At 71.6% G+C, this 23,689-nt stretch carries 24 protein-coding genes; 10 read left to right on the top strand and 14 right to left on the bottom strand.

The window, feature by feature from the left end:
* Positions 1-130 precede the first annotated feature (130 nt).
* Entirely contained in the window at positions 131-3,832 is a 3,702-nt protein-coding gene (locus ASF75_RS11940; RefSeq protein ID WP_235517683.1) for an AAA family ATPase, read from the bottom strand.
* Between the two features lie 269 nt (positions 3,833-4,101).
* Here ASF75_RS11940 and ASF75_RS11945 point away from each other — a divergent pair, with 269 nt between their 5' ends.
* The 3 genes from ASF75_RS11945 (at position 4,102) to ASF75_RS11955 (ending at position 6,512) form a co-directional block, all read left to right on the top strand.
* Positions 4,102-4,974, top strand: a complete 873-nt coding sequence (locus tag ASF75_RS11945) for an HpcH/HpaI aldolase/citrate lyase family protein (protein WP_017887994.1) — start codon at positions 4,102-4,104, stop codon at positions 4,972-4,974.
* A 10-nt stretch (positions 4,975-4,984) separates the two neighbouring features.
* Positions 4,985-5,452, top strand: coding sequence for a DUF6264 family protein (locus ASF75_RS11950; RefSeq protein ID WP_056071713.1), 468 nt, complete (start codon positions 4,985-4,987; stop codon positions 5,450-5,452).
* Between the two features lie 181 nt (positions 5,453-5,633).
* Complete coding sequence (locus ASF75_RS11955) at positions 5,634-6,512, top strand: aldo/keto reductase (protein ID WP_056071716.1); 879 nt, start codon at positions 5,634-5,636, stop codon at positions 6,510-6,512.
* Between the two features lie 81 nt (positions 6,513-6,593).
* On the opposite strand, the gene ASF75_RS11960 is transcribed toward ASF75_RS11955, so the two are convergent.
* Positions 6,594-7,079 carry a hypothetical protein gene (locus ASF75_RS11960; protein WP_042540055.1) on the bottom strand — a complete coding sequence of 162 codons (486 nt, stop codon included), beginning with the start codon at positions 7,077-7,079 and terminating at the stop codon, positions 6,594-6,596.
* Positions 7,079-7,486 carry a hypothetical protein gene (locus tag ASF75_RS11965; RefSeq protein WP_017887998.1) on the bottom strand — a complete coding sequence of 136 codons (408 nt, stop codon included), beginning with the start codon at positions 7,484-7,486 and terminating at the stop codon, positions 7,079-7,081. Before ASF75_RS11965 ends, ASF75_RS11960 begins: the two co-directional genes overlap by 1 nt.
* 146 nt (positions 7,487-7,632) lie before the next feature.
* On the opposite strand from ASF75_RS11965, the gene ASF75_RS11970 reads away from it, so the two are divergent.
* Positions 7,633-8,598 (top strand): NAD(P)H-quinone oxidoreductase, encoded by a 966-nt coding sequence (locus ASF75_RS11970; RefSeq protein ID WP_056071719.1) that lies wholly within the window; start codon positions 7,633-7,635, stop codon positions 8,596-8,598.
* Here ASF75_RS11970 and ASF75_RS11975 read toward each other — a convergent pair.
* The 6 genes from ASF75_RS11975 to ASF75_RS12000 form a co-directional block, all read right to left on the bottom strand.
* The gene (locus tag ASF75_RS11975) at positions 8,595-9,371 is read right to left on the bottom strand and encodes an amino acid ABC transporter ATP-binding protein (RefSeq protein ID WP_042540059.1); all 777 of its coding nucleotides are present in this window, start codon (positions 9,369-9,371) and stop codon (positions 8,595-8,597) included. The genes ASF75_RS11970 and ASF75_RS11975 overlap by 4 nt on opposite strands.
* Positions 9,368-10,246 carry an amino acid ABC transporter permease gene (locus ASF75_RS11980; RefSeq protein ID WP_017888001.1) on the bottom strand — a complete coding sequence of 293 codons (879 nt, stop codon included), beginning with the start codon at positions 10,244-10,246 and terminating at the stop codon, positions 9,368-9,370. Before ASF75_RS11980 ends, ASF75_RS11975 begins: the two co-directional genes overlap by 4 nt.
* A gap of 4 nt (positions 10,247-10,250) precedes the next feature.
* Entirely contained in the window at positions 10,251-11,072 is an 822-nt protein-coding gene (locus ASF75_RS11985; protein ID WP_056071722.1) for an ABC transporter substrate-binding protein, read from the bottom strand.
* Positions 11,073-11,158: 86 nt separating this feature from the next.
* Entirely contained in the window at positions 11,159-11,677 is a 519-nt protein-coding gene (locus ASF75_RS11990) for a cupin domain-containing protein (protein WP_235517658.1), read from the bottom strand.
* Positions 11,674-13,059 carry an amidohydrolase family protein gene (locus ASF75_RS11995; protein WP_017888004.1) on the bottom strand — a complete coding sequence of 462 codons (1,386 nt, stop codon included), beginning with the start codon at positions 13,057-13,059 and terminating at the stop codon, positions 11,674-11,676. Before ASF75_RS11995 ends, ASF75_RS11990 begins: the two co-directional genes overlap by 4 nt.
* Positions 13,056-14,891, bottom strand: coding sequence for an adenosylhomocysteinase (locus tag ASF75_RS12000; RefSeq protein WP_056071725.1), 1,836 nt, complete (start codon positions 14,889-14,891; stop codon positions 13,056-13,058). Before ASF75_RS12000 ends, ASF75_RS11995 begins: the two co-directional genes overlap by 4 nt.
* A gap of 114 nt (positions 14,892-15,005) precedes the next feature.
* On the opposite strand from ASF75_RS12000, the gene ASF75_RS12005 reads away from it, so the two are divergent.
* The 6 genes from ASF75_RS12005 to ASF75_RS12030 all read left to right on the top strand — a co-directional run bounded on the left by ASF75_RS12005 (position 15,006) and on the right by ASF75_RS12030 (position 19,044).
* The gene (locus ASF75_RS12005; protein WP_017888006.1) at positions 15,006-15,275 is read left to right on the top strand and encodes a glutaredoxin family protein; all 270 of its coding nucleotides are present in this window, start codon (positions 15,006-15,008) and stop codon (positions 15,273-15,275) included.
* A gap of 53 nt (positions 15,276-15,328) precedes the next feature.
* Positions 15,329-16,222: an amidohydrolase family protein gene (locus ASF75_RS12010; protein WP_156463872.1), complete on the top strand. Its 894-nt coding sequence runs from the start codon at positions 15,329-15,331 to the stop codon at positions 16,220-16,222.
* A 42-nt stretch (positions 16,223-16,264) separates the two neighbouring features.
* On the top strand, positions 16,265-17,113 hold the full coding sequence (locus ASF75_RS12015) for a fumarylacetoacetate hydrolase family protein (RefSeq protein ID WP_056071728.1): 849 nt from the start codon (positions 16,265-16,267) through the stop codon (positions 17,111-17,113).
* Entirely contained in the window at positions 17,113-17,898 is a 786-nt protein-coding gene (locus tag ASF75_RS12020) for an SDR family NAD(P)-dependent oxidoreductase (RefSeq protein WP_056071731.1), read from the top strand. The genes ASF75_RS12015 and ASF75_RS12020 overlap by 1 nt, the downstream gene beginning before the upstream one ends.
* A 138-nt stretch (positions 17,899-18,036) precedes the next feature.
* Positions 18,037-18,672: a FadR/GntR family transcriptional regulator gene (locus tag ASF75_RS12025; RefSeq protein ID WP_042540122.1), complete on the top strand. Its 636-nt coding sequence runs from the start codon at positions 18,037-18,039 to the stop codon at positions 18,670-18,672.
* Positions 18,673-18,768: 96 nt separating this feature from the next.
* Entirely contained in the window at positions 18,769-19,044 is a 276-nt protein-coding gene (locus ASF75_RS12030) for a GlsB/YeaQ/YmgE family stress response membrane protein (protein ID WP_056071734.1), read from the top strand.
* 88 nt (positions 19,045-19,132) lie between these two features.
* Here ASF75_RS12030 and ASF75_RS12035 read toward each other — a convergent pair whose 3' ends face one another.
* The 5 genes from ASF75_RS12035 to ASF75_RS12055 are packed head-to-tail and all read right to left on the bottom strand — an operon-like array spanning position 19,133 to position 23,668.
* Positions 19,133-20,095, bottom strand: coding sequence for an aldo/keto reductase (locus tag ASF75_RS12035; protein ID WP_042540067.1), 963 nt, complete (start codon positions 20,093-20,095; stop codon positions 19,133-19,135).
* Positions 20,092-20,436: an L-rhamnose mutarotase gene (locus tag ASF75_RS12040; RefSeq protein ID WP_056071737.1), complete on the bottom strand. Its 345-nt coding sequence runs from the start codon at positions 20,434-20,436 to the stop codon at positions 20,092-20,094. Before ASF75_RS12040 ends, ASF75_RS12035 begins: the two co-directional genes overlap by 4 nt.
* Positions 20,436-21,761, bottom strand: coding sequence for an alpha-L-fucosidase (locus tag ASF75_RS12045; protein WP_042540071.1), 1,326 nt, complete (start codon positions 21,759-21,761; stop codon positions 20,436-20,438). Before ASF75_RS12045 ends, ASF75_RS12040 begins: the two co-directional genes overlap by 1 nt.
* A gap of 49 nt (positions 21,762-21,810) precedes the next feature.
* Positions 21,811-22,701: a carbohydrate ABC transporter permease gene (locus ASF75_RS12050; protein WP_017888015.1), complete on the bottom strand. Its 891-nt coding sequence runs from the start codon at positions 22,699-22,701 to the stop codon at positions 21,811-21,813.
* Positions 22,694-23,668, bottom strand: coding sequence for a carbohydrate ABC transporter permease (locus ASF75_RS12055; RefSeq protein WP_042540073.1), 975 nt, complete (start codon positions 23,666-23,668; stop codon positions 22,694-22,696). Before ASF75_RS12055 ends, ASF75_RS12050 begins: the two co-directional genes overlap by 8 nt.
* Positions 23,669-23,689 lie beyond the last annotated feature (21 nt).

Below are 23,689 nucleotides of genomic sequence, written 5' to 3' on the forward strand. Positions count from 1 at the left end.
GTCGGCCCGCGTCCACGTGCCCACCAGCTGGTCCGTCTCCGGCGTCACCGGACCGGCGGGCCGCGAGGCCCGGCGGCTCATCGGCGGGCGGGGCCGACCGTGGACACGCGGGGATCGAGATCCTGCGTGCTCACCGGCGGGCGGGGATCGGTGGGATCGAGATCTCCTGCGTGGCACCGCGGTCGACCCCGAGCACGGACGCGACGGTGTCGGCGACGCGGTCCGGGTCGGAGAACAGCTGGAACGCGTGCACGCGCACGTAGTGCCAGCCGAGACGACGGAGCACCTCGGGGCGCAGGCGCAGGGACTCGCGCAGCGACCCCTTCACCAGTGACGCGTCGGTCTCGATGGTGACGCACACCCCGCCGTGCGCGGCGACGAGGCCGAGCTTGCCGCGGTGGCCGAGCGCGACCGGGATGCCGCGCATCTCGAGGCGACGGGCCAGGTCGACGAGCAACGGGTCGGAGTCGTCCGGCACGTACTCGGCGGTCGTGCGGGCGCGCACCTCGGCCAGGATCTCGGCGAGGGCGATGGTGCCGTGGCCCATGCGCTCGGCCTCGATGTCGGACGGCTGGAAGCACGTGACGATGACCATCGAGCGACGGGCACGGGTCATCGCGACCGCGAGCAGCCGCTCGCCGCCGGGCTTGCCGAGCGGACCGAAGTCGCGCAGCACGCGGCCGTGCGGGGTGCGGCCGTAGCCGATGGAGAACACGACACGGTCGCGGCTCTGCGCCACCGACTGCTCGAGCGTCGCCACGATGAACGGTTCGGCGCGGTCGCCGATGACGAACTCGGTCAGGTCCTTGTGGCCCTGGGCGGCGGTCAGCACGGCCTGCTCGACCCGCACGGCGTGCTTCGCCGACGCGGTGATGACCATGAGCGACTCGGTCGGGCGGGTGCGGGCGTGGTCGATGACGAGCCGGACCACGCGGTCCACCTCGGCGTCGACGCTCTCGACGGCACCGGACTCGGGGTCGGGGACGGCCTTGCCGTCGCTGACGTAGTCGAGCGCGATCGAGCCGTGGCCCAGGAACGAGCCGGCCCACGGCAGGGACTCGATCTTGCCGCCGTAGAAGCGACGGTTCACGAGCTCGGCCAGGTCCTCGCCGCCGGCGCGGTACGACCGCGACAGCGACAGGGTGGGTAGCAGGGTGGAGAGCTTCGCGAGTGCGGAGTCGGCGTGGAACGCGTCGAGCGTGCCCTCGTCGACCTGCAGCGCCCGGTGCTCGGGGTCCACGGCGATGCGGAACGGCGACGGCGTCTGGGTGACGGGGTCACCGAACACGACGGTCTGGCGGGCACGACGGACGGCACCGACGGTCTCGGCGATCGTCACGGCACCGGCGTCGACCAGGATCACGGTGTCGAACGGCATCGTGTCGGCGATCTGCGGCACCTCGTACGGGCTCGCGAGCCAGACGGGGGCGATCGACCGGGACAGGTGCGGTGCGGAGTCCTGCAGCAGGCGCGAGGTGATCGCACCGTCGCGCAGCTGCGTCTTGAGCGCCGTCGCTTCTTCCGGCCAGTCGACGAGACCGACCTTCCAGTTCTCGGCGAGCTGCCACGCCAGGCCCTGGGAGACCCCGGCCGCGTGGGCGTCGTCCACCAGGCGGAAGTCGGCCTCGACCCGGTCGAGCATGTCGGTGTTCGCGCCGAGCAGGGCCCGGTCGGACTCGAGCATGGTCTCGAGGGCGGACTGCCACCAGGCGAGCTCGAGCTCGGCCGGCACCTGCACGTCCGGCACGTGCCGGTTCGCCAGGTCGGTGATGAGCGGTTCGAGCTGCAGGTCACGCAGGGTCTGCATGAGCTCGGTGCGCTCCTGCAGGTTGTGCAGGACGTCGGACTCGGCGGCGAGCTCGGCGATGGTCGGGACGAGCTGGTCGACCGGGATGTTCGCGAGCTGGCGGTCGCGCTCGGTGCGGCCCAGCGGCTCGTCGAGACGCGCGAGGTCCTCGGCGACGTTCGAGAACAGCACCTGCACGTCGGCGATGCCGGTCGGCACCTCGGGGTTCACGCCGGCGGCGACGTAGCGCTGCCAGAGCACGCGCTGCTGCTGGACGCGGGTCAGCGCCTCGTGCAGGTCGGACACGTGCACGCCCGGTCGGACGTACTCACGTGCGAGCTTCTTCAGCCGCCGACGGTTCGTGGACGACATCGGGGCGCCCTCGCCGCGGGGGGCGGTGGCGGCCACGAGCTCGGACACCGAGCGGTCGAAGACCACGGGCAGGAAGCGGTCGAGCGTGTCGCGGATCTCGGTGAGCAGGCGCAGGTAGATGCCGAGCTCGTTGATCGTCGTGAACTGGCGCATGTGCGTCGTGCTCACCAGGTCGTGGGCGCGGCGGAGCAGGGTCGGCAGGCCGTCGGCGTCCAGGTCCTTCGCGATGCGGTGCGCACGCTGCGCCCCGTCGCTCGAGGAGAACTTCGCGCCGTACCAGGGCGAGTCGTCGGGGCCGTAGCGGAACTCGCCGAGGTTCGCGGCGCTGACCATCGTCTCGGCGACGCGCGACCGGCCGTCGACCATCGAGGCCACGGACTGCTTCGACAGCCGAGCGGTCGTCGACGGGGCGACGGGCAGCAGCGACAGGCGCGACAGCTCCACCAGGCAGTCGAGCACCGAGACGCCGAAGTCGGGGTCCTTGCGGGTGAGCGAGCCGCGGTAGTCCTTCAGCACCTTGCGCAGGCGGACCAGGGCGTCGTCGACCTCGCGGAGGTTCGGCCGCGCGGCCTTCTCGTTGCGGGCGATGGCACGGACGACGTCGCGGCGCAGGGTCGACGGCGTGACGGCGACCCCGGGCAGCTGGACCTCGCCGAAGCGTGCGGCGATGCCCCGCAGGGTGGCGCGGCGCGGGCTCACGACGAGGACGCGCTTGTTCGCCGCGACCAGGCCGCCCAGGGCGTTCACGATGGTCTGGGTGCCACCGGTGCCCGGCAGGGTCTTCACGACGATGGAGTTGCCGGCCGTGATCTGGGCGATCACGTTCTCCTGCTCGTCGTCGGCGTCGAGCAGCAGCGTGTCGGTCTCGGGGCTGCGCTCGTCCGACGGGGTCTGCTCGACGGGGTGGTAGGACTGCTCGACCTGCCACTTCGCGCTCGGGTTGCCGGCCAGTGCGTCGAGCACGGGGTGCGACAGGTCGCCGGTGTCCTCGACCATGCCGGTCGCGACCTCGGCGAAGGCGGACACCACGAGTCGGGCGTGCACCGAGAAGCCCGGGATGTGCGCGGTCAGCCCACGCAGCCGGTCGATGACGGGGTTCGGTGTGAACGAGCCGTCCTGCTGCGCGAGGGCCACGAAGGACTGCGCGTCGAGGATCACCCCGAACTGCTCGTGCAGGGCGTCGGCGAGGCCCGGGTTGAGCACCGGCTCGCCGAGCAGGCGCACCTCGAAGTCGCGTCCGTGCCGACGGATCGCCAGCGGTCGCAGGAGCACGGGGCCGCGGAACTGCTCGTCGCCGTGCTTCCAGTCGGCCATGCCGATGCCGAGCTTCACGGCGTCGATGCCGCGCACGGTGGCGAGCTCGGTGCCCTTCGCCTCGACGTGTCCGGCGGCCACGCGGGCGGCACGGAGCGCCACCTCGTCGCGGATCAGGCTGGACAGCAGGGTCGTCTTGCCGGTGATGAACTGCGCGAGACCACCGGGGTGGGTGGTCGACAGCTCGATGCGGGCGCGCGGGTGGTCGCTGAAGTGCGTGAGCGGGCTGGTGCCACCGACCCCGGTCAGCTGGGTGCGCCAGCCGTCCCACGTCGGTTCCGCCGCGTTGCCCGCCTGCAACCGCGGGTCGCCCAGGCTGATCGCCTGCGGGCTCGTCATCTGCAGCTCCGGGCGGAGCATGCGGTCCGGCTCGTCGTCGGTCCGTTCCTGGTCCACGTCCTGCTGCTCGTCTCGATCGTCGTCGGAGCGCGCGCGGGCACCCTCGACGGGGACGTCGTCGTTCACGTCGTCCTCACCGTCGGTCACCCTGTCCGCTCGCCACACATCCGACACTGTAGGCGGAACCGGACGGCCTCTCTGGCAATGAACCGAGGTTTCGGGGTTTCCGCATCGACGCGGCACGCGTCCGAGCGAGGCGTTCGTCCCCTCGGGTGTGGTACCAACGGGGCATGGCCATCGACGACCGCACCGCTCCGTCCGCCCCCACGCCGAACCGACGTCGATCGGTCCCCGCCGAGATCTCACGCTCGTGGCTGCTGGTCTCCGGCACCGCGACCGATCGGTTCGACAAGTCCCAGCGGTCCCGCGCCGACCAGATCATCCTGGACATCGAGGACGCCGTCGACCCCGCCGCGAAGCCCTCGGCACGGCAGGGCGTCGCCGCCTGGCTGGCCGGCGGTGGCGAGGCCTGGGTGCGCATCAACGACGTCACGACGGACTTCTGGGCCGACGACGTCGAGGAGCTCCGTGGCCTGCCCGGGCTGCAGGGCGTCATGCTCGCCAAGACCGAGTCCCCCGCCCAGGTCACCGACACCTGGCACCGGCTCGGCGGCCAGACGCCGGTGATCGCCCTGGTCGAGTCCGCGCTCGGCATCGAGGAGTCCGTGTCGATCGCCAAGGCGCAGGGTGCGTTCCGCCTGGCCTTCGGGTCCGGCGACTACCGCCGCGACACCGGGACGAGCGCCGACACCCTCGCGATGGCGTACCCGCGGTCGAAGCTCGTCGTCGCCTCGCGCGTCGGCGACCTGCCCGGCCCGATCGACGGCCCCACGGTCGGGTCGTCGCACCCGATCCTCCGCGAGCAGTCGCAGGTCGCCGTGTCGCTCGGCCTCACCGGCAAGCTCTGTCTGGACACCGAGCAGCTCCCCGTCATCAACGAGGTCATCTCCCCCACCCCGACCGACGTCGCCTGGGCACAGGACTTCCTGGACGACTTCGAGGCCCGCGGCCGGGTCATCCGCGACGGTTCCGACCTGCCCCGACTCGGTCGGGCGCAGAAGATCCAGCGGCTCGCACAGGCGTTCGGGGTCGAGGCGCGGTAGGACTGCACGCATGACCTGGTCCAACGTCCCCGGCCCTCCGCAGCAGCCCTCCTCCGGCCCCACGGACGCGCAGCGCGCGGCGTGGGAGCGCGGCGGCACCACGTTGTTCCCGCCGGCGAAGCTCGCCGACCGGATCTCGACGGTCCTGCTCCTGGTGTTCGGTGCCGTGATGACCGCGATCACGGCGGTCGTCGGCATCATCGCGGTCGCCTCGGCCACGACGTCGTGCGACGCCTCGGCCGGGTGCTCGCCCGGCGGGTACTTCGGTGGCGCCGCCATCGCGGTCGGTGGCGCGTTCGTCATCGGGGTCGCCACGATCGTGCTGTCGATCGGCGCCTGGATCCGCCGCAAGCCGTCGTGGTGGATCGCCGCGATCGGCTTCGTGCTCGCGATCGTCGTCATCGCCTGGGGCGGCGTCGTGTTCGGGAACGCCGTCGACAGCGGTTCCGCCGCGTCGTCGGTGTCCGCCAGCGCCTGACCGTCACCACGCTTCCGACAGGACACGCGTCGATCGACGCGTGTCCTGTCGGAGAACGCGTGTCCGTTCCGGCCTGGAGGCGCGAAGGCGGGGCCGCCACGGGCCTCCCGTCCGCCTGTCGGTCACGGCCACGGCGTGACCACCTGGGCGTGCGGGCGCACCCCCGGCGCATGCTGGGCCGATGAAGCAACGAGTCATCGGAGACGTGTCCGTCAGTGCCATCGGTCTGGGCGGGATGCCCATGTCGATCGAGGGCCGACCGGACGAGCGTCAGTCCATCGCCACGATCCACGCAGCGCTCGAGAACGGTGTCACGCTCATCGACACCGCCGACGCCTACCACCTGGGCGGCCACGACGAGGTGGGGCACAACGAGGAGCTCATCGCCCGGGCCGTCCGGGAGTACCACGACGACACCTCGGCCGTGCTCATCGCGACGAAGGGCGGACACCTGCGCCCCGAAGTCGGCAACTGGACCCAGAACGGGCACCCGGAGTACCTGAAGGAGGCGGCGAAGGCGTCGGCGAAGCGGCTCGGCGTCGAGCAGATCGGCCTGTACCAGTTCCACCGTCCCGACCCCGCGGTGCCCTACGCCGACTCGATCGGGGCGCTCGCCGAGCTGCTCGACGAGGGCGTCATCCGGATGGCGGGCATCTCGAACGCCGACCCGGACCAGATCCGCACCGCGAACGAGGTGCTCGGCGGACGCCTGGCCTCGGTGCAGAACCAGTACTCGCCGAAGTTCCGCTCGAGCGAGCCGGAGCTCGAACTGTGCGACGAGCTCGGCATCGCGTTCCTGCCGTGGAGCCCCCTCGGCGGCATCGGGAGTGCGGCGGACCTCGGCACGGCGTTCGAGGACTTCGCCTACATCGCCCGCGACCGTGGCGTCACCCCGCAGGTCATCGCCCTGGCGTGGGAGCTGCAGAAGAGCGACGTCGTCGTCCCGATCCCCGGGGCGTCGCGCCCGCAGTCGATCCTGAACTCGATCACCGCGCCGACCGTGCGGCTGCGACCGGAGGACGTCGCACGGCTCGACGCGTCGCAGGCCGCGGCCGCCTGACCCGTCCCCCTGGGATGCACGACGCCCCGCCGCTCCTTCGCAGGAGGGCGGGGCGTCGTCGTGTGTGGTGCGCGGTGGCGGTCAGCTCTTGGCGGGGCAGACGGCCGAAACCTGGTCGAGCGTGCTCTGCACGTCGGACTGGGCCTTCTTGACCTCGGTCGAGTCCTCTGCCGAACCGGACTCGATGGCCGAGCTGTAGCGCTTGGCCGCGCCCGAGAACTCCTCGAACGTGTCGTGCACCTGCTCGTTCGAGACCTTCGTCAGCGCCGAGTCGATGCGCTGGACGAACTCGCCGATGAGCGCCCCGCGGGCCTTCACGTCGGACGGAGCCGTGTCGGCACCCTGCTCCTTGAGGAACGACGCGAGTTCGTTCTCGAGCAGGGAGCAGGCCTCCTGCTTGCTCTGCGCGGGAGCCGCCGCGGCGGTCTTCGACGCCGAGGGTGCACTGGACGCCCCCGAGTCACCGCCGGACGAGTTGCCACCGTTGCCACCGTCACCGCCGGAGCAACCGGCGAGCAGCGTGAGTGCGAGGCCGGCGGTGGCCAGCGCGGTGAGGGTGCGGCGCATCAGGAGTTGCACTCCTTCTGGAACGCGTTGCCGGCGTCCTGCACCTTGGTGCTGGACTTCGTCAGGCCCGAGACGTCGGCCGACTTCGGGTCCTCGGCGATGTCCTCGATGTCGTCGACCAGGTCGCCGTAGGCCTCTTCGAAGGCGTCGCCCTTGGCCTTCAGGTCGTCGTCCGACAGGTCGTCGACGCCGTCGGAGATCTTCGCGTCGAGCTCCTTGAGCTTCGTGACGGCGGCGTCCGGGTCGGACTGCAGGTTCGCGGCCTCGGACTGCACGCCCTCGGCAGCGGACTTGACGGTCTTCTCGAACTGGGTGCACTGCTCGGCCTTGGACGGCCCGGTGGAGCAACCGGCGAGCAGCGTGAGTGCGAGGCCGGCGGTGGCCAGCGCGATGAGCTTCTTGGGCATGGTGGAGGGTCCCCCTCGATCCGTCCGCACTCCCCCGGATGAGGTGCAGATCCATGATCGAGCGTACAGGGAAGATCCGCTCCGGGTCCGGCCGCCCGCGGCCCGCGACAGCCGGCACGAGGGACGGGGCGCGTACCGTCGAGGGCATGCACGCCATCACGTTCGACGACGCTTCCATGTCCGTCACCGACCTGCCCGACCCCCGACCCGGCACCGACGAGGTCCTGATCGAGGTCGCCGCGGCCGGCGTCAACAACGCGGACCTGCAGCAGCGCGCCGGGAACTACCCGCCGCCGCCCGGGGCCTCGGACGTCCTCGGGCTCGAGGTCTCCGGCACGGTCCGGGCCGTCGGCACGGGGGTCACGACCGTCGCGGTGGGCGATCGGGTGTGCGCACTGCTCTCCGGCGGCGGGTACGCGTCGCTCGTCGTCGCCCCGGTCACCCAGGTGCTGCCGGTCCCCGACGGGGTCGACCTGGTCGAGGCCGCCGGTCTGCCCGAAGCCGCCTGCACGGTCTACTCGAACATCGGCATGCTCGCCGGGCTCCGACCCGGGCAGACGCTCCTGGTGCACGGTGGCACGGGCGGCATGGGGTCGCACGCGGTGCTGTGGGCGAAGGCCCTCGGTGCGACGGTGATCGCGACGAGCGGTGGGGAGCGCAAGGTCGCCGCGTCCCGGGACCTCGGTGCCGACCTGGTCATCGACCACCGCACCGAGGACTTCGTGGAGCGCGTCCTGGCGTTCACCGACGGGGTCGGTGTCGACGTGGTGCTCGACGTCGTCGGCCCGTCCTACCTGGACCGGAACCTGCAGGCCCTCGCCCCGAACGGGCACATCGCGGTGATCGCCGCGGGCAGCGGCCGCACCGCCGAGCTCGACTTCGGGGTGCTGATGCGCAAGCGCGCGTCGATCAGCGGCACGACCCTGCGCGCCCGGCCGCTCGCCGAGAAGGCCGCGATCGTCGCCGCCGTCCGCGAGCACGTCTGGCCCTTCGTCGCCGACGGCAGCATCCGACCGGTCATCGACTCGGTACTGCCGCTCGCCGAGGTCGAGGAGGCCCACCGCCGCGTGCGCGACGGTGAGGTGATCGGCAAGGTGCTGCTGACGCCCTAGGCGTGCACGCGGGCGAGGAACTCGACCAGCGCGGGGTGCTGCGGGTGGTCGAGGACCTCGGCGGGCGATCCCTGCTCGACGACCTCGCCGCGGTGCAGGAAGACGATCCGGTCGGCGACGTTCCGCGCGAAGTGCATCTCGTGCGTCGTCATCAGGATCGTCGAGCCCTGCCGCTTCAGCTCGGTGACCAGGTCGAGCACCTCGCCGACGAGCTGGGGGTCGAGCGCACTCGTGACCTCGTCGAGCAACAGCAGCTCGGGGTCGGACGCGATGGCCCGGACGATGGCGACGCGCTGCTGCTGCCCGCCGGACAGCCGGTCGGGGTACGCGTCGGCGAACGAAGCGAGGCCGATCCGGTCGAGCAACCGTCGCGCGGTCTCCTCGGCCTGGGCCCGTCCGATGCCGTGCACCTGGCGCGAGGCGAGCGTGACGTTGTCGAGCACGCTCATGTGCGGGAACAGGTTGAACTGCTGGAACACCACGCCGATGCGGGCCCGCACGGCGTCGACGGCGACGCGCGGGTCGGCGATGTCCGTGCCCTGCAGCAGGATCTCGCCGTCGTCGATGCCCTCGAGCAGGTTGACCGTCTTGAGCAGCGTCGACTTGCCCGACCCGGACGCCCCGATGACACAGATGACCTGGTGGCGGTGCACCGTCAGGTCGATCCCGCGCAGGACCTCGTGCTCGCCGAAGGCCTTGCGCAACCCGCGCAGTTCGAGGACCGCGGCGTCCGTACCGGACGCACCACGGGCCTCCAGGCCTGCCTCGCTCATACGGTCCCTCCGATCTGCTCACGCCGCTGCTGCCGACGCGCGATCGCGTCCGTGACGCGGATCAGCGGCAGGCTGATCACCACGAACAGCAGCCCGGCGACGAAGTAGGGGGTGAAGTTGTAGGTCTCGGCCTGCGCGATCTGAGCGGAGCGGACCGCGTCGACGGCGCCGAGGATCGAGACCAGACCGACGTCCTTCTGCATCGACACGAAGTCGTTCATGAGCGCCGGCGTGACCTTGCGGATCGCCTGCGGCAGCACCACGAGGCGCAGCGTCTTGGCGTGCGAGAGCCCGAGCGACCGGGCGGCCAGGCGCTGCGAGGGGTGCACGGCCTCCATGCCGGCCCGGAGCACCTCGGCGATGTACGACGAGTAGGTCAGGGTGATCGCGATCGTGCCCCAGACCTCGGCGGGGAGCCGCGGGAACACCCCGAGCCCCGGGATGCCGTAGCCGACCAGGTAGAGCACGATGATGAGCGGCAGGCCGCGGAACAGGTCCGTGTACCCGGTCGCGAGCATCCGCAGCGGGAAGAACACCGGGTTGCGCAGGCCCCGCACGACCGCGAGCAGGGTGCCGAACACGGCGACGCCGATGGCGCTGAAGAACAGGATCCGGACGTTCAGCCACAGGCCCAGCAGGATGTCCGGGAACGTGTCGATCGCGGTCTCGGGGTCGAAGAACGACTGCTGCACCGCCGCCCAGCCGGGGGTGTTCACGACGCCGAAGTACACGACGGCGAGCACGACCAGGGTGGACACGACCGACACGACGACCGAACGACGGCCGCGCTGGCGACGGTAGAGCCGACGCTCGAGCTCGACCTGGCTCGGCGCGGGGGCGGCCACCGGGGTGCCGGTGCCTGCTGGCAGCGTCATGCGGTTACTTCAGGACCGGGGTGCCGGTCTCGGACGACAGCCACTTGGTCTGCAGCTCCTGCAGGGTGCCGTCGTCGTCGAGGGTCTTGAGGGCCTTGTCGACCTTGCTCGTGAGCTCCGAGTCCTTCGGCAGGACGAAGCCGAACTGGTCGCCCTTGCCGTCGTCGGGGAACTGCGCCGACACGGTCCCGTCGTCGAGCTGCGCGCCGGACATGTAGAACGCCGTCGGCAGGTCGGTGACGATGGCGTCGATCTGGCCGGACTTGAGTGCGAGCACGGCGTCGTCGTTCGAGTTGAACACCTGCGGGGTGACCCCGAGGACGTCCTTGACGCTCGCGATGCTCGTCGAGCCGGTCGCGACACCGATGGCGTCCTGCTTGAGCGCCGCGATCGTGGTGTCGTCGGCGGCCTTCGACTTCTCCGTCGTGACCACGGCCTGCGTCGTCGTGTAGTACGCGCTCGACATGTCGACGGCCTTCTTGCGCTTCGCGTCGATCGAGAACTGCTGGACGTTGAGGTCCCAGTCCTTCGGGCCCGGGGCGATGGCACTGTCGAAGGTGCTGCGCTTCCACACGACGTCGGACTTGCCGTAGCCCATCTCCTTCGCGACGGCGTACGCCACGGCGGACTCGAAGCCCTTGCCGGACTGCGGCTTGTTGTCCTCGACCCAGGGCGAGTACGCCGGGTCACCGGTGGCGATCGTGAGCTTGCCGTCGGTCACGGTGCCGTCGGCGTTGCTGCTGCCCCCGGCGGAGCAGGCCGACAGGGCGAGGGCGGCGACCGCGGCGGTGGCGACGGCGAGGGTGAAGCGGAGGGGACGGGTCACGGTCGGGCCTTCGTGCGAGGGGGGGGGTGGGGGCAGGTCGAAGTGTACTTCGCGGTGGGATACCAACGCGAAACGGTGTCGCGGTGCTACTCGGCGGCAGAGTCCCCGTCGTCGACCATCGTGAAGTCGTCGAACGAGAAGCCCGGCGACACCAGGCAGCTCAGCAGCACTTCGCCGTCGCCCGGGATCGTCCGCTGCCACACCCCGCCGCGCACGAACGCCTGCGCGTCGTTCACCCGGTCCCGGCCGGCGTCCGGGCCGAGCGTGATCGTCGCGCCGGGCTCGGGGACGTCACCGTCGCCGCCGAGCTGCAGGTCGACGGTGTCCGGACCGTGCCACATCCAGATCTCGTCGCTCGTGACCCGGTGCCAGGCCGAGGCCTCGCCCGGGGGCAGCAGGAAGTGGATCAGGGTGGCGGCCGGACGGTCCCCCGCGGGGGTGGTGACCGTCGCCGGCGAGGTCCAGGTGCGGACGTACCAACCGCCCTCGGGGTGCGGTTCCATGCCGAGGGCGATGGCGCGCTTCGGCACGTCGAGCCACTCGATCAGGTCGCCGTCGACGGTGCGACGGGCGGCCATGCCGGGGCGGGGTGCGGTCTCGGTCATCGTTCCTCCTGGTGCGGTGCGGGGATGTCCATGTGCGGGGAAGCCGGTTCGGTGACGACGCCCGCCGCGGCACGGACGACCCCGCGGATCACGGTGGCGGCCGCCCGCCCGGCGCCGTCCTCGACGAGCTCGGCGAGCGCGTCCGGCACGGTACGGGCATCGACGTCGAAGACCGCCAGGTCGGCACGCGCCCCGACGGCGAGGTGCCCGATGCGGTCCGGCCCGACGGCGAGCCCCATCGCGTGCGCGCCACCGAGGGTCGCCGCCGCGAGCAGCCGCTCGTGCAGGTCCCGGTGCCCGTAGCCCTGGGCGCGGGCGATCCGGTGCAGCGCGGTGACGTCGGCCATCAGGTCGAGGGACGGTGACGACGACAGGGAGTCGGTGCCGATGGCGATCGGGCTGCCCTCGCGCAGGTAGTCCGCGACGGGCGGCGGATCGAGGCCGATGACGGCGTTCGACCGCGGGCACAGTGCGACGGCGGTGCCCCGGGCACGCAGGAGGGCCCGGTCGGCCGCGGTCATGTAGACGCCGTGGGCGATGTGGCAGTCCGGGCCGAGCACCCCGAGCCGGTCGACGAACGCGGTGGCACTCGCGCCGAAGCCCAGGGCTCGCAGCGCCCGGAACGACGGCACGTTCGCCAGGTGCCAGTCGTTCCCGTGTCCGACGCCGTCGACCCCGTCGAGCCCGGGGACCGGACCGAGGGCGGTGCGCTCCCCCTCGAACGCCGCCTCACCGAGGTGCAGGTGCAGTCGCAGACCGCGCTGCCGCACGATGTCGGGGAGCTCGAGCAGCGGGGCGACCTCGAGCGAGTACGGCGCGTGTGGCGACAGACCCGCGCCGGGCGTCGTGGGGATCCGGTCGAGTTCGTCGAGCACCTGGTCGCGACCGTGCGACTGCCAGGCGTCGTTCTCCCAGTCCATGACCTCCCAGTACGCGATGCCGCCGAGCCCGGCGTCCTGCAGCGCGGTGGCGGCCTCGATGTCGGTGACGATGTCCGCGATGCTCGTGACGCCGGCCAGGATCGACGCCCGTGCACCGTCCGCGGCTTCGGCCCGCCAGTCGTGGGGTTCGGCGTAGTCGACGTTGAACGCCGCGGCCCAGTCCTCGAATCCGCCGTACTGGCGCTGGCCGACACTGGCCATGCCGGTGTACTGCAGGTGCGAGTGCGCGTTCACGAGTCCGGGTAGGAGCGCGCCACGCCACTGCCGCTCGGTGAACGTCGCGCCGGACCCGGTGAGCTGGTCGATGACCCACGACCGGTCGCCGACGTGCAGGATGCGGCCGTCCTGCACGGCGACCGCGCCGTCCGCGATCGGCGGCGCGGTCATCGGCACGACGACGCGCGCCGAGTGCACCGTGACCGGGTGCTGTCGGGCGCTCACGTGGGGTCTCCGAAACGGTGCGTCCGGACGTCCGGCTCGCGGTCCGCCGGGTGTTCAGGGGGAAGGCCTGGGCCCACGCCGCCGGTTCCGGGCTGACGCGCCAGCGGCAGCCCGGCCGTGCCGGTGGGGAGAGGCAGGGGTCGGCTCCCGAACGCGGCGAGCGCCGCGCGGGCGGTCACGTCGTCGACCGCGGGGTCGATCGGCACGACGGCACGCTCCAGCTCGTCGCCGCGTTCCAGGAGCATCCGGACGGCGCCGAGCTGCACGGCGAAGGACAGGTCCATGATCTCGACCGGGTTGCCCTCGGCCGCGGTGATGTTGATGCAGCCACCGTCGTCGAGCACGATCGGCCCGCCGTCGACGCCGGGGAACACGAACCGCTCGGCCTTCGGCCCCACGTCCTGGCGCCGGGCCCCGGCGGCGAGGGCGTCGTCGACGGCGATCTCTTGGTCGACCCCACCGGCGACGGCGACGATCGCGCCGTCCGCGCAAGCACGGAGCACCTCGAGGTCGATGGTGTCCGGCACCCCGGTGGCGCTCATCACGAGGTCGGCGTCACGCACCGCCTGGACGAGCGGGGCCACGGCGTACCCGGCGAAGCGGGCCTGCAGGGCGCGGACCGGGTCGGTCTCGGCTACCGTCACCCGGAACCCGAGGGCGGCGAGCACCAGGGCGACCCCTTCGCCGACGTGCCCGAACCCGGCGACGGCCGCCGCGCCTCTCCCCACCGGCACGGCCAGCCCGCCGCTGGCGCGTCGGGCCGGAACCGGCGGCGTGGGCCCAGCCTGCAATCGGTGTGCGCCGGACGCGAGCCCGTCCACCAGGTCGAGCACCGCGAACACCGTCGACTGCCCGGTGCCGTACCGGTTGTCGAAGAACGTCTTGGTGCGGGCGTCGTTCACCGCGATCACGGGGATGCCGAGCTCGCCGCGCGCCGCCAGCACACGCAGGGGTCGCAGGCCGCTCGTGGTCTCCTCGGCGGCGCCGAGCATCGTCGGCAGCAGGTCGGGGCGCTCCTGGTGGGCGAGCCGGATGACGTGTGCCCCGTCGTCGAGCAGGATGTGCGGCGCCGTGTCGAGCATCGCGAGGGCCAGCCGCTTCTGTTCGGCGAGTGTCGCCCTGCTGCTCGCGAACACCGTCAGGCCGGCGGACCGCAGTGCGTCAGCGACGGCGTCGTCGGTCTCGTCGGCGTGGGCGTAGACGACGACCTCGGCACCGGCATCGCGGAGCAGCAGGCTCAGCACCGCCGTCTTGGGTTCGAGGAACATCGCGACGCCGATGCGTGTGCCGCGCAGGAGTCCGCCGTCGCGGAGTTCGGCGGCGACCGACCGGGCGACCGGCATCGACCGCCGGGCCCATCGCAGGCGGGCCTCGGCTGCGGGGTCGTGCTCGGGGTCGCGGCCGGTGGAGACGAGGAAGACGTCGTCGGAGAGCATCGGGACGGCGAGGACGCCGGGGCGGGCGGGTGCGACGGGACCGAAGGCGTCCTCGTCGACGGCGGGCAGGTACCGGCCGGCGTCGATGACGACCAGGGTGGTGCCGCGCGGGCGGTCGGCGGCCTGCTCGACGGCGGGCGTCGATTCCTCGGGCGTGCCGAGACACCAGAGCTGGTCGACCAGGTCGGACGGCTGCTGCGGGTTCGACTGCTGCTGCTCGTCGGCCTCGCGCGCGCCGAGTGCGGTCAGCAGGTGCCGGAGCGCCGCGGCGTCCCGGGGGTCCCCGCCGACGATGCGGAACCGGCGGGCGGCGACGAGCAGGTTGGTCGCAGCGGCGAACCGCCGGACGGCCGCCGAGGCCCAGGCCAGCGTCGCGGGGTCGGGTGCTGGCGGCATGTGCCAATCGTAGGGCGAGGCCGGGCACGCGCCTGCTGCGGAGGCCTGCGGTCCTGTCGCCCTGCGACGCGGGCTCCGGGAATGCCCGGTGGCGCTCCGACGTACTCTCTGCACATGAGCGATGCGACGACTGCCCCCGACCGCGTGACCATGTTCGGCGCCGACTGGTGCCGCGACTGCCGTCGGTCCAAGGCGCTGCTCGACACCCTCGGCGTGGACTACGAGTACGTCGACGTGGAGCAGGACCTGTCCGCGGCGGACCGTGCCGAGGCGATCAGCGGCCGGAAGAACATCCCCGTCGTGGTGCTGCCGAACGGCAAGCACTTCGTCGAGCCGTCCGACGCCGAGCTGCGCGCCGAGCTCGAGGCCTCCGGCGTCGTCTGAGCCGCACCGGCAACGTGCGGGTGAACATCGGATGAATCAGGCATCATGAGCGCGTGATCATCGACGCTCACCACCACCTCTGGGATCCCGCCGACCGGCCGTACCCCTGGATGGACGACTCGGTCGCCCCGATCCGCCGACGGTTCGACGTGGACGACCTGCGCGCCGCCGCCCGGAGCACCGACGTCACCCGGACGATCGTCGTGCAGGCCGTGCACGACCCCGGCGAGACCGCCTGGCTCCTCGAGCAGCCCGAGCCGGTCGCCGGGGTCGTCGGCTGGGTGGACCTGACCGCCCCGGACGTCGCCGACCGGATCGCCGCCCTCGCCGCCCTCGTCGCACGACCCGGTCGCACCCCCGTGGACGGGAACCGCCTGGTCGGCATCCGGCACCAGGCGCAAGACGAACCGGACCCTGACTGGCTCGCCCGGCCCGAGGCCGTCCGAGGCGTCCGCGCCCTCGCCGCCGCCGGCCTGGTGTTCGACCTGCTCGTCCGCGCACGGGAGCACCGTGCAGCGCTGACACTGGTCGACGCCGTGCCCGAGGCCTCGTTCGTCCTCGACCACGCCGGCAAGCCCGACATCGCGGGCGGGGGCCCCGGGTGGCCGAGCCGGATGGACGACTTCGCCGCACGCCCCAACGTCGCCTGCAAGGTGTCCGGCCTGTTCACCGAGGCCGGCCCGGAGTGGCGACGGCAGCCGGTCGACCGGTACGTCCGCGCCGTGGTCGAGCGGTTCGGCCCGGCGCGGTCGATGTTCGGGTCGGACTGGCCCGTCTCGACACTCGCCACGACCTACGACGACGTGGTCCGACGCACCACCGAGGCACTGGCCGACCTGAGCCCGGACGACCGCCAGGCGGTCCTCGGCGGCACGGCGGAGCGCACCTACCTGCATGACAGGACCCTCAGCACCCGGAACCTTGTCGACACCTCGGACCAGACATAGGATGTCTGTGGTTGCGCCGGTGCAGCCGGAGAGCGAGGAACGATGCAGTTCGCACGACTCGGCCCCGCGGGCGACGAGATCCCCGTCGCGGTCGACACCGACGGCGAGGTCCTCGACCTCCGCCCGATCACGACGGACATCAGCGGCGCCTTCCTGGCAGCGGACCCGGTCGCCCGCGTCCGGCACGCGCGCGACGCCGGCGACGTCCGGGTGCTGCCCGACGCCGAGGGCCTGCGTCGCGGCGCACCGGTGGCCCGCCCCGGCAAGGTCGTCTGCATCGGCCTGAACTACCGCGACCATGCCGCCGAGACCGGCGCCGAGATCCCGACCGAGCCGATCGTGTTCATGAAGGACCCGATGACGGTGATCGGCCCGGACGACCAGGTCCTGATCCCCCGCGGCAGCGAGAAGACCGACTGGGAGATCGAACTCGCCGTCGTCATCGGCGCCACCGCCCGGTACTGCGACTCCGACGAGGCGGCGAGCGCCTGCATCGCGGGCTACGCCATCGCGAACGACGTCTCCGAACGCGCCTTCCAGCTCGAGCGCGGCGGGCAGTGGGACAAGGGGAAGTCCTGCGAGACGTTCAACCCGCTCGGCCCGTGGCTGGTCACCCCCGACCAGGTCGACCCGGCGGCGCTCGCGCTCCGGCTCACCGTCAACGGCGAGGTGCGGCAGGACGGCACCACCGCCGACATGATCTTCCGACCCGTCGAGATCGTCCGGTACCTGTCGCAGTTCATGGTGCTGTACCCGGGCGACGTCATCAGCACGGGCACCCCGGCCGGGGTCGCCCTCGCAGGACACGCGCCGTACCTGCAGCCCGGCGACGTGGTCGAACTCACCGCCGACGGGCTCGGCTCGCAGCGCCAGACCGTAGGAGCAGCCTGATGACCGACACCACCGACCAGACCGGCACCACCGGGACGCCCGGCAGCCACGCGGGTCTCCGCGCGATCGTCACCGGCGGCGCCTCCGGCATCGGCGCGGCCATCGCGGCAGCCCTGCGGGAGCGCGGCGCAGCGGTCGCCGTGCTCGACCTGCAGCCGTCCACCGCCGAGGGACTCGTCTCCGTCACCTGCGACGTGTCGTCCGACGAGTCCGTCCGTGCCGCCGTCGCGTCGGCCGTCGACCAGCTCGGCGGTCTCGACGTGCTCGTGAACAACGCCGGCATCGGCGCTCAGGGGAGCGTCGAGGACAACACCGACGACGAGTGGCGCCGCGTGTACGAGGTCAACGTGCTCGGTGCCGTTCGCCTGTCCCGCGCCGCACTCCCCCACCTCCGGGCCTCCGACAGCGCGAGCATCGTCAACACGTGCTCCGTCGCGGCCACCGCCGGGCTCCCCCAGCGTGCGCTGTACTCGGCCACGAAGGGGGCGATCTCCGCACTCACCCGCGCGATGGCAGCCGACCACGTCCGCGAGGGCATCCGCGTCAACGCCGTCAACCCGGGCACCGCCGACACCCCGTGGATCGCACGGCTCCTGTCGACCGCGGACGACCCGGCAGCCGAACGCGCCGCGCTCGAGGCACGCCAACCGCACGGCCGACTGGTGCAGGCAGCCGAGGTGGCCGAGGCGGTCGCCTACCTGACGAGCCCGCTCGCCCGGTCGACGACGGGCGTCGAGCTGGCGGTCGACGGCGGGATGCAGGCGCTCCGGCTGCGGCCGGCGTGATCGTGCCACGGCTCCGCCGCACGGCCTGGAGGCCCGTCCCGGGTATCGTCGGGACGTCCCGTCGCACAGGCGGCCGGGTCCACAGGAGGTGGTGACGTGGCGTCGTTGACCGACGATGCGATCGCACGCATCCAGCAGATGATCGTGAGCGGCGAGCTCCAACCCGGCCAGCGCCTCCCGCCCGAGAAGGAACTGAGCGAGTCGCTCGGCCTGTCGCGGAACAGCCTGCGTGAAGCGGTGAAGGCGCTCGAGCTCATCCGCGTGCTCGACGTCCGACGCGGCGACGGCACGTACGTGACGTCCCTCGAACCGGGCGTCCTGCTCGAGGCGGTGTCGTTCGTCGTCGACATGCACCACGACCGGTCGCTCGTCGACCTGCTCGAGGTGCGACGCATCCTGGAACCGGCGTCCGCCGTCCTGGCGACCGCGCGTGCCACGGAACAGCAGATCGACGAACTCGCGACCCTGATGCAGTCCGTCACCGACGACACCGGCGTCGAGGACCTCGTCGCCCACGACCTGTTGTTCCACTCGACCATCGCGGGCATCGGCGGCAACCAGTACCTGTCCGGACTGCTCGACGCCCTGTCGAGCAAGACGGTGCGGGTGCGGGTGTGGCGGGGGCTGACCCAGAACGGCTCGGTGCAGCGGACCCTCGACGAGCACGCGGCCATCGTCGACGCCATCCGACGCCGCGACCCGCAGCTCGTGCAGGCCCTCGTCGTGTCCCACGTCGAAGGGGTCGAGCGCTGGTTGCGGCGCTCCCTGGACTGAACCCGACAATCCTCCCAGGAACCTCGGAGTTGTGTCAGTCCTCGGCCCTGACTCCGGCAACCATGCCGCGGCAACCGCACCCACGAGGAGGACACCGTGCTCGGTCTCATCATCAGCTTGATCATCATCGGACTCATCGCCGGCGCTCTCGCCCGGCTCATCATCCCCGGCAAGCAGAACATCGGCATCCTCATGACGATCGTCCTGGGCATCGTCGGCTCGTTCGTCGGCGGATTCCTCGGCTACCTGATCTTCAACCACGATGGGAACGACGGCTTCTTCCAGCCGGCCGGCATCATCGGCTCGATCATCGGCGCCGTCATCGTGCTGTTCATCTACACGCGCGTCGCCGGCCGCGGTTCGCGCCGCTAGGCACCACACTGCCGGTCTGACCGGCGCACGACGAAAGGCACCCCGAACCGCGCAACCGCGTGGGCGGGGTGCCTTCGTCGTGCGTGGGTCAGGTGTCGAGCAGGCCCGCAGCACGCAGGTCGTCCCAGAGCGCCTCGGGCACGACGGCGGCGGCCCGGGCGACGTTCGAGCGCACCTGGTCGGCGGACTGCACGCCGAGGGCGATCGCGGCGACCGCCGGGGCCCGCCGTGGGAACGCCAGCGCGGCCTCGGGCAGGGTGACCCCGTGGCGGTCGCACACGTCGGCGATGGCGTTCGCCCGCGCGAGCAACCGCGCGGGCGCCTCGGCGTAGTCGTAGGTCACGCCGGCCGCGGGGCGCTCCTGCCCGAGCAGCCCCGAGTTGTAGACGCCGACCGCGACGACCGCGACGCCCAGCGCCGCGCACCGGTCGACGAGCGCCGCCGCCGGTTGCTCGAGCAGCGTGTACCGGCCGGCGAGCATGACGACGTCGCAGAGCCCGGTGTCGACGGCCGCCGACAGCGCCTCGACGGAGTTCGACCCGACGCCGACCGCCCGCACGACGCCCTCGTCGCGGAGCTCGGCGAGGGTCGGCAGCGCCTGGGTCAGGCCGTCGGTGAGCGAGTAGACGTCCGGGTCGTGCAGGTAGGCGACGTCGACGTGGTCGAGCCCGAGCCGGCCGAGCGAGTCGTCGAGCGAGCGCCGCACGCCCGAGGGCGACGGGTCCCACTGCCGCACGGTGTCGTCCGGCACCGCGAAGCCCCCGGACGCCAGGTCGTCGCCGTCGCCGCGCCCCGGCACGAGCACCCGCCCGACCTTCGTCGACACGAGGAACTCCTGCCGGGGGCGTCCGGCGAGCGCCACCCCGAGCCGTCGTTCGGACAATCCGAGGCCGTAGTGCGGAGCGGTGTCGAACCCCCGCACCCCGGCGTCCCAGGCGGCGTCGACCGTGTCGCGGGCGTCGTCGTCGGAGACCGGACGGAGCAGGTTGCCGATGCCGGCCCCACCGAACCAGAACGGCCCACGGTCCAGGTCGAGGGCGAGGTCCGTCACGGGGCCACCTGGTCCACGCCGTCCACCTGGTCCGCCAGCGACCAGACCCGCGGGACGCCGTCGTCGTCGCCCGAGTAGTCGTCGGCCGCCTGGAGCAGCGGGTTGATCGTCTCCTGCCACTCGGCGTTGACCGGGTCATCGGCGAGCGCCCGGCGCATCGCCCGGTGGTCCTCGACCTCGATCAGGTGGACCAGGTCGAGCCCGTCCCGCCAGATCGTCCAGTCGTGCACGCCGGCCTCGCGCAGTCGTGCCGCGAGCGCGGGCGGGACCGAGGCGTGCACGGTGTCGTACGCCGCCTCGTTCCCGGCCCGCAGTCGCGTCCGCGTCAGGATCCGCTGCATCAGTCGCGCAGGAACAGCTCGACGACGGGGACGGCGACGTCGGGTCGCACGATGGGCAGCGTCAGGGTGAGGGTGCCGGCGGGCTGGCCGCCGAGCCCGGTGTTCTGCGCTCGGGTGCCCGGCGGGATCTCGCGGAAGTGGATCTCCGACGCGTCGTTGAGCAGCTGCGCGTACGCCACCTTGCCGGCCAGGTCTGGCAGGTGCACGTGCTCGAACGGCCAGGCGAACAGGTGCAGGTACAGGCGGTTCCCGTTCTGCGTGTAGACGGTGTTCCGCGGGGCGACGAACTTCGCGGGTCCGGCGCCGTACACCGAGCGGGCGTGCTGGTGCATCCACGTCCCGATGCCCTCGAGCGTCCGGCGGGAGACCCCGTCGAACTCACCGCGACCGGTCGGCCCGATGTTGAGCAGCATGTTCCCGTTGTTCGAGACACCGTCGACGAGCATGCGGACGAGCAGGTCGACCGGCTTCAGGTTGAGGTTGTCGCGGTCGTAACCCCACGAGCCGTTCAACGTCTGGCAGGCCTCCCACGGCACCGGGACCCCGCCGACCTCCATCGGCTTGTCGGGCTGGTACTGCTCCGGGGTGACCAGGTCACCGGGGATGTCGAGCCGGTCGTTGACGATGATGCCCGGTTGCAGGCGCTTCGTCAGCGCCATGAGTTCCTCGGAGCCCCACTCGTCGCGACCCTTGCCGCCCCAGATGTCCTCGTGGTCGTTGTCCCGGTACGAGAAGTCGTAGAACAGGTAGTCGATCTGCCCGTAGTCGGTGAGCAGCTCCTCGATCTGACCGTGGAGGTACTCGCGGTAGCGCGACATGTCGCGGCCCTCGTTGAACGCCTCGATCTCCTCCGCCGAGTCGTCGCGCCGGGGGTGCACGCCGTCGACGGTGAAGTCCGGGTGGTGCCAGTCGATGAGCGAGTGGTAGAAACCGACCCGCAGCCCCTCGGCACGGACGGCGTCGACGAACTCCCGAACGATGTCCCGGCCGAAGGGGGTGTTCGTGGACTTGTAGTCGGTGAGTGCGGTGTCCCACAGGCAGAAGCCCTCGTGGTGCTTCGTGGTGAGGACGACGTACTTCATCCCCGCCGCGCGCGCACGGCGGGCCCAGTCGGCGGCGTCGAACAGGTCCGGGTCGAAGTGGTCGAAGTACTTCTGGTAGTCGGCGTCGGTGATCCGTTCGTGGTTCTTCACCCACTCGTGCCGTGCCGGCAGGGCGTAGAGCCCCCAGTGGATGAACATGCCGAACCGGTCGTGGGAGAACCACGCGGGGAACCCCGCGGGATCCGTCGCGGTCTGCGGGTCGGCAGGTGCGGTGATGGTCATGAGGCCAGTGTTCCTTTCAGTGGAGGACGAGGGAAGACGTCCGGCGGCGTCACCGGCCACCGAGACCGCTGGTGACGATCCCCTTGACCAGGTGCTTCTGGAGCAGGATCAACAGGATCACGGTGGGCAGCATCGAGATCACCGACGCCGCCATCACGAGGTTCCACTCGGAGCCCTGCTGCCCGAAGAACTGCTGCAGGCCGAGCGGGATGGTGCCACGGGCCTCGACGTCGTTGACGATGACGAGCGGCCAGAGGAACGAGTTCCAGTACGCGATGAACGAGAACACGGCGAGGACCGCCATCGTCGGCCGGGCGAGCGGGAGCATCACCGAGCAGAACGTCCGGATCGCTCCGGCACCGTCCACCCGGGCGGCGTCGTCGAGCTCCTGCGGCACGGTGAGGAAGAACTGCCGCACCAGGAACGCGCCGAGGGCCGTGAACGCCCACGGGATGATGAGCGCCTGGAACGTGTCGACCCACCCGAAGCCCTGCATCATCACGTACATCGGGATGACGAGGACGTCCTGCGGGATCATCAGCGTCGCGAGGAACAGGACGAACACCGTGTTCCGGCCGCGCCACCGCAGCCGTGAGAACGCGTAGCCGGACAGCACCGCGACGGCGACGTTGATCGCCGTGCCGGCCGCGGCGACGAACACGCCGTTCAGGATGAACCGGGCGAACGGCAGGTAGGTGAACGCCTGCGCGTAGTTGCCCCACTCGATGGACGAGCCCCACAGGGTCGGCGGGGTCGTGAACACGTCGGCCGACGGCTTCAGGCTCGTCGCCACCATGTAGATGAGCGGCGAGACGAACAGCAGGGCCACCAGGCACAGCAGCACGTACCCGACTGCGTGGCGCACCCTGCCGGCCTGCCGGTGCGTGCGGGGCAGCGCCCGCGGGTTGATCGTCCGGTTGGACGAGGTCAGCTCACTCATAGTGCACCCACCGCTTCTGTCCGAGGAACTGGACGGCCGTGATGCCGAGGATGATGACGAACAGCACCCATGCCCCGGCCGATGCGAGCCCGAGCTGCTGGGTCTGGAACCCGGTGTTGTAGATGTACTGCACCAGGGTCTCGGTCGCGGTGCCGGGACCGCCCTTCGTCAGGACGAACGGCTGCACGAACACCTGGAACGAGGTGATCAGGGTCATCATCGTCGCGAAGAAGATCGACGGCGAGATGAGCGGGAACTTGATCCGCCAGAACATCTGCCAGGCGTTCGCCCCGTCGAGCTGGGCAGCCTCGATCTGGTTCTCCGGCACCGAGTCGAGCGCCGCCGAGAAGATCAGCATGTTGTAGCCGAACCCCTGCCAGACGCTCATCGCGACGACGGCGAGCATCGCCCAGTGGTCGTCCGCCAGGAAGTTCGGGGCGTGCACGCCGACGGTCGACTGCAGCGTCGCGTCGATGGCGCCGCCCGGCTGGTACAGCATCCGCCAGACGACGACGTTCGCGACGATCGGCGTGATCGTCGGGATGAAGAACAGCACGCGGAAGACGTGCCGGTGCCGGATCTTCGGGGTGAGCCAGGCCGCGAGTCCGAGGGACACGACCAGGTTGAGCGGCACGTAGAGCACGACGAACAGCACCGTGTTGAGCGTGACCGTCCGGAAGATCGGGTCGGAGAACAGCTGCGCGTAGTTCGACAGGCCGGCCCACGAGCGTTCACCGAGCATCGGCCAGTTCATGAAGCTCACGACGAGCGACGCCAGGATCGGGAACGCCGTGAACACGACGAGGCCGATCGAGTGCGGTGCGGCGAACGCCGCGCCCCACCACGAGCGGCGGCCGAGCTCGGCGTCGGCGCCGCCGGTCTTCCGGCGGGGCGCCGCGCCGGTCGCGACCGCGACCGCGGGGGCGGGCAGCGCCGCCTCGGCGGGTGGGTCCTGGATGGTGGTCATGCGACGACCTCCTCGTCGTTC

It is taken from the genome of Curtobacterium sp. Leaf154 (genome assembly GCF_001424595.1).
Taxonomy (GTDB): Bacteria; Actinomycetota; Actinomycetes; order Actinomycetales; family Microbacteriaceae; genus Curtobacterium; species Curtobacterium poinsettiae.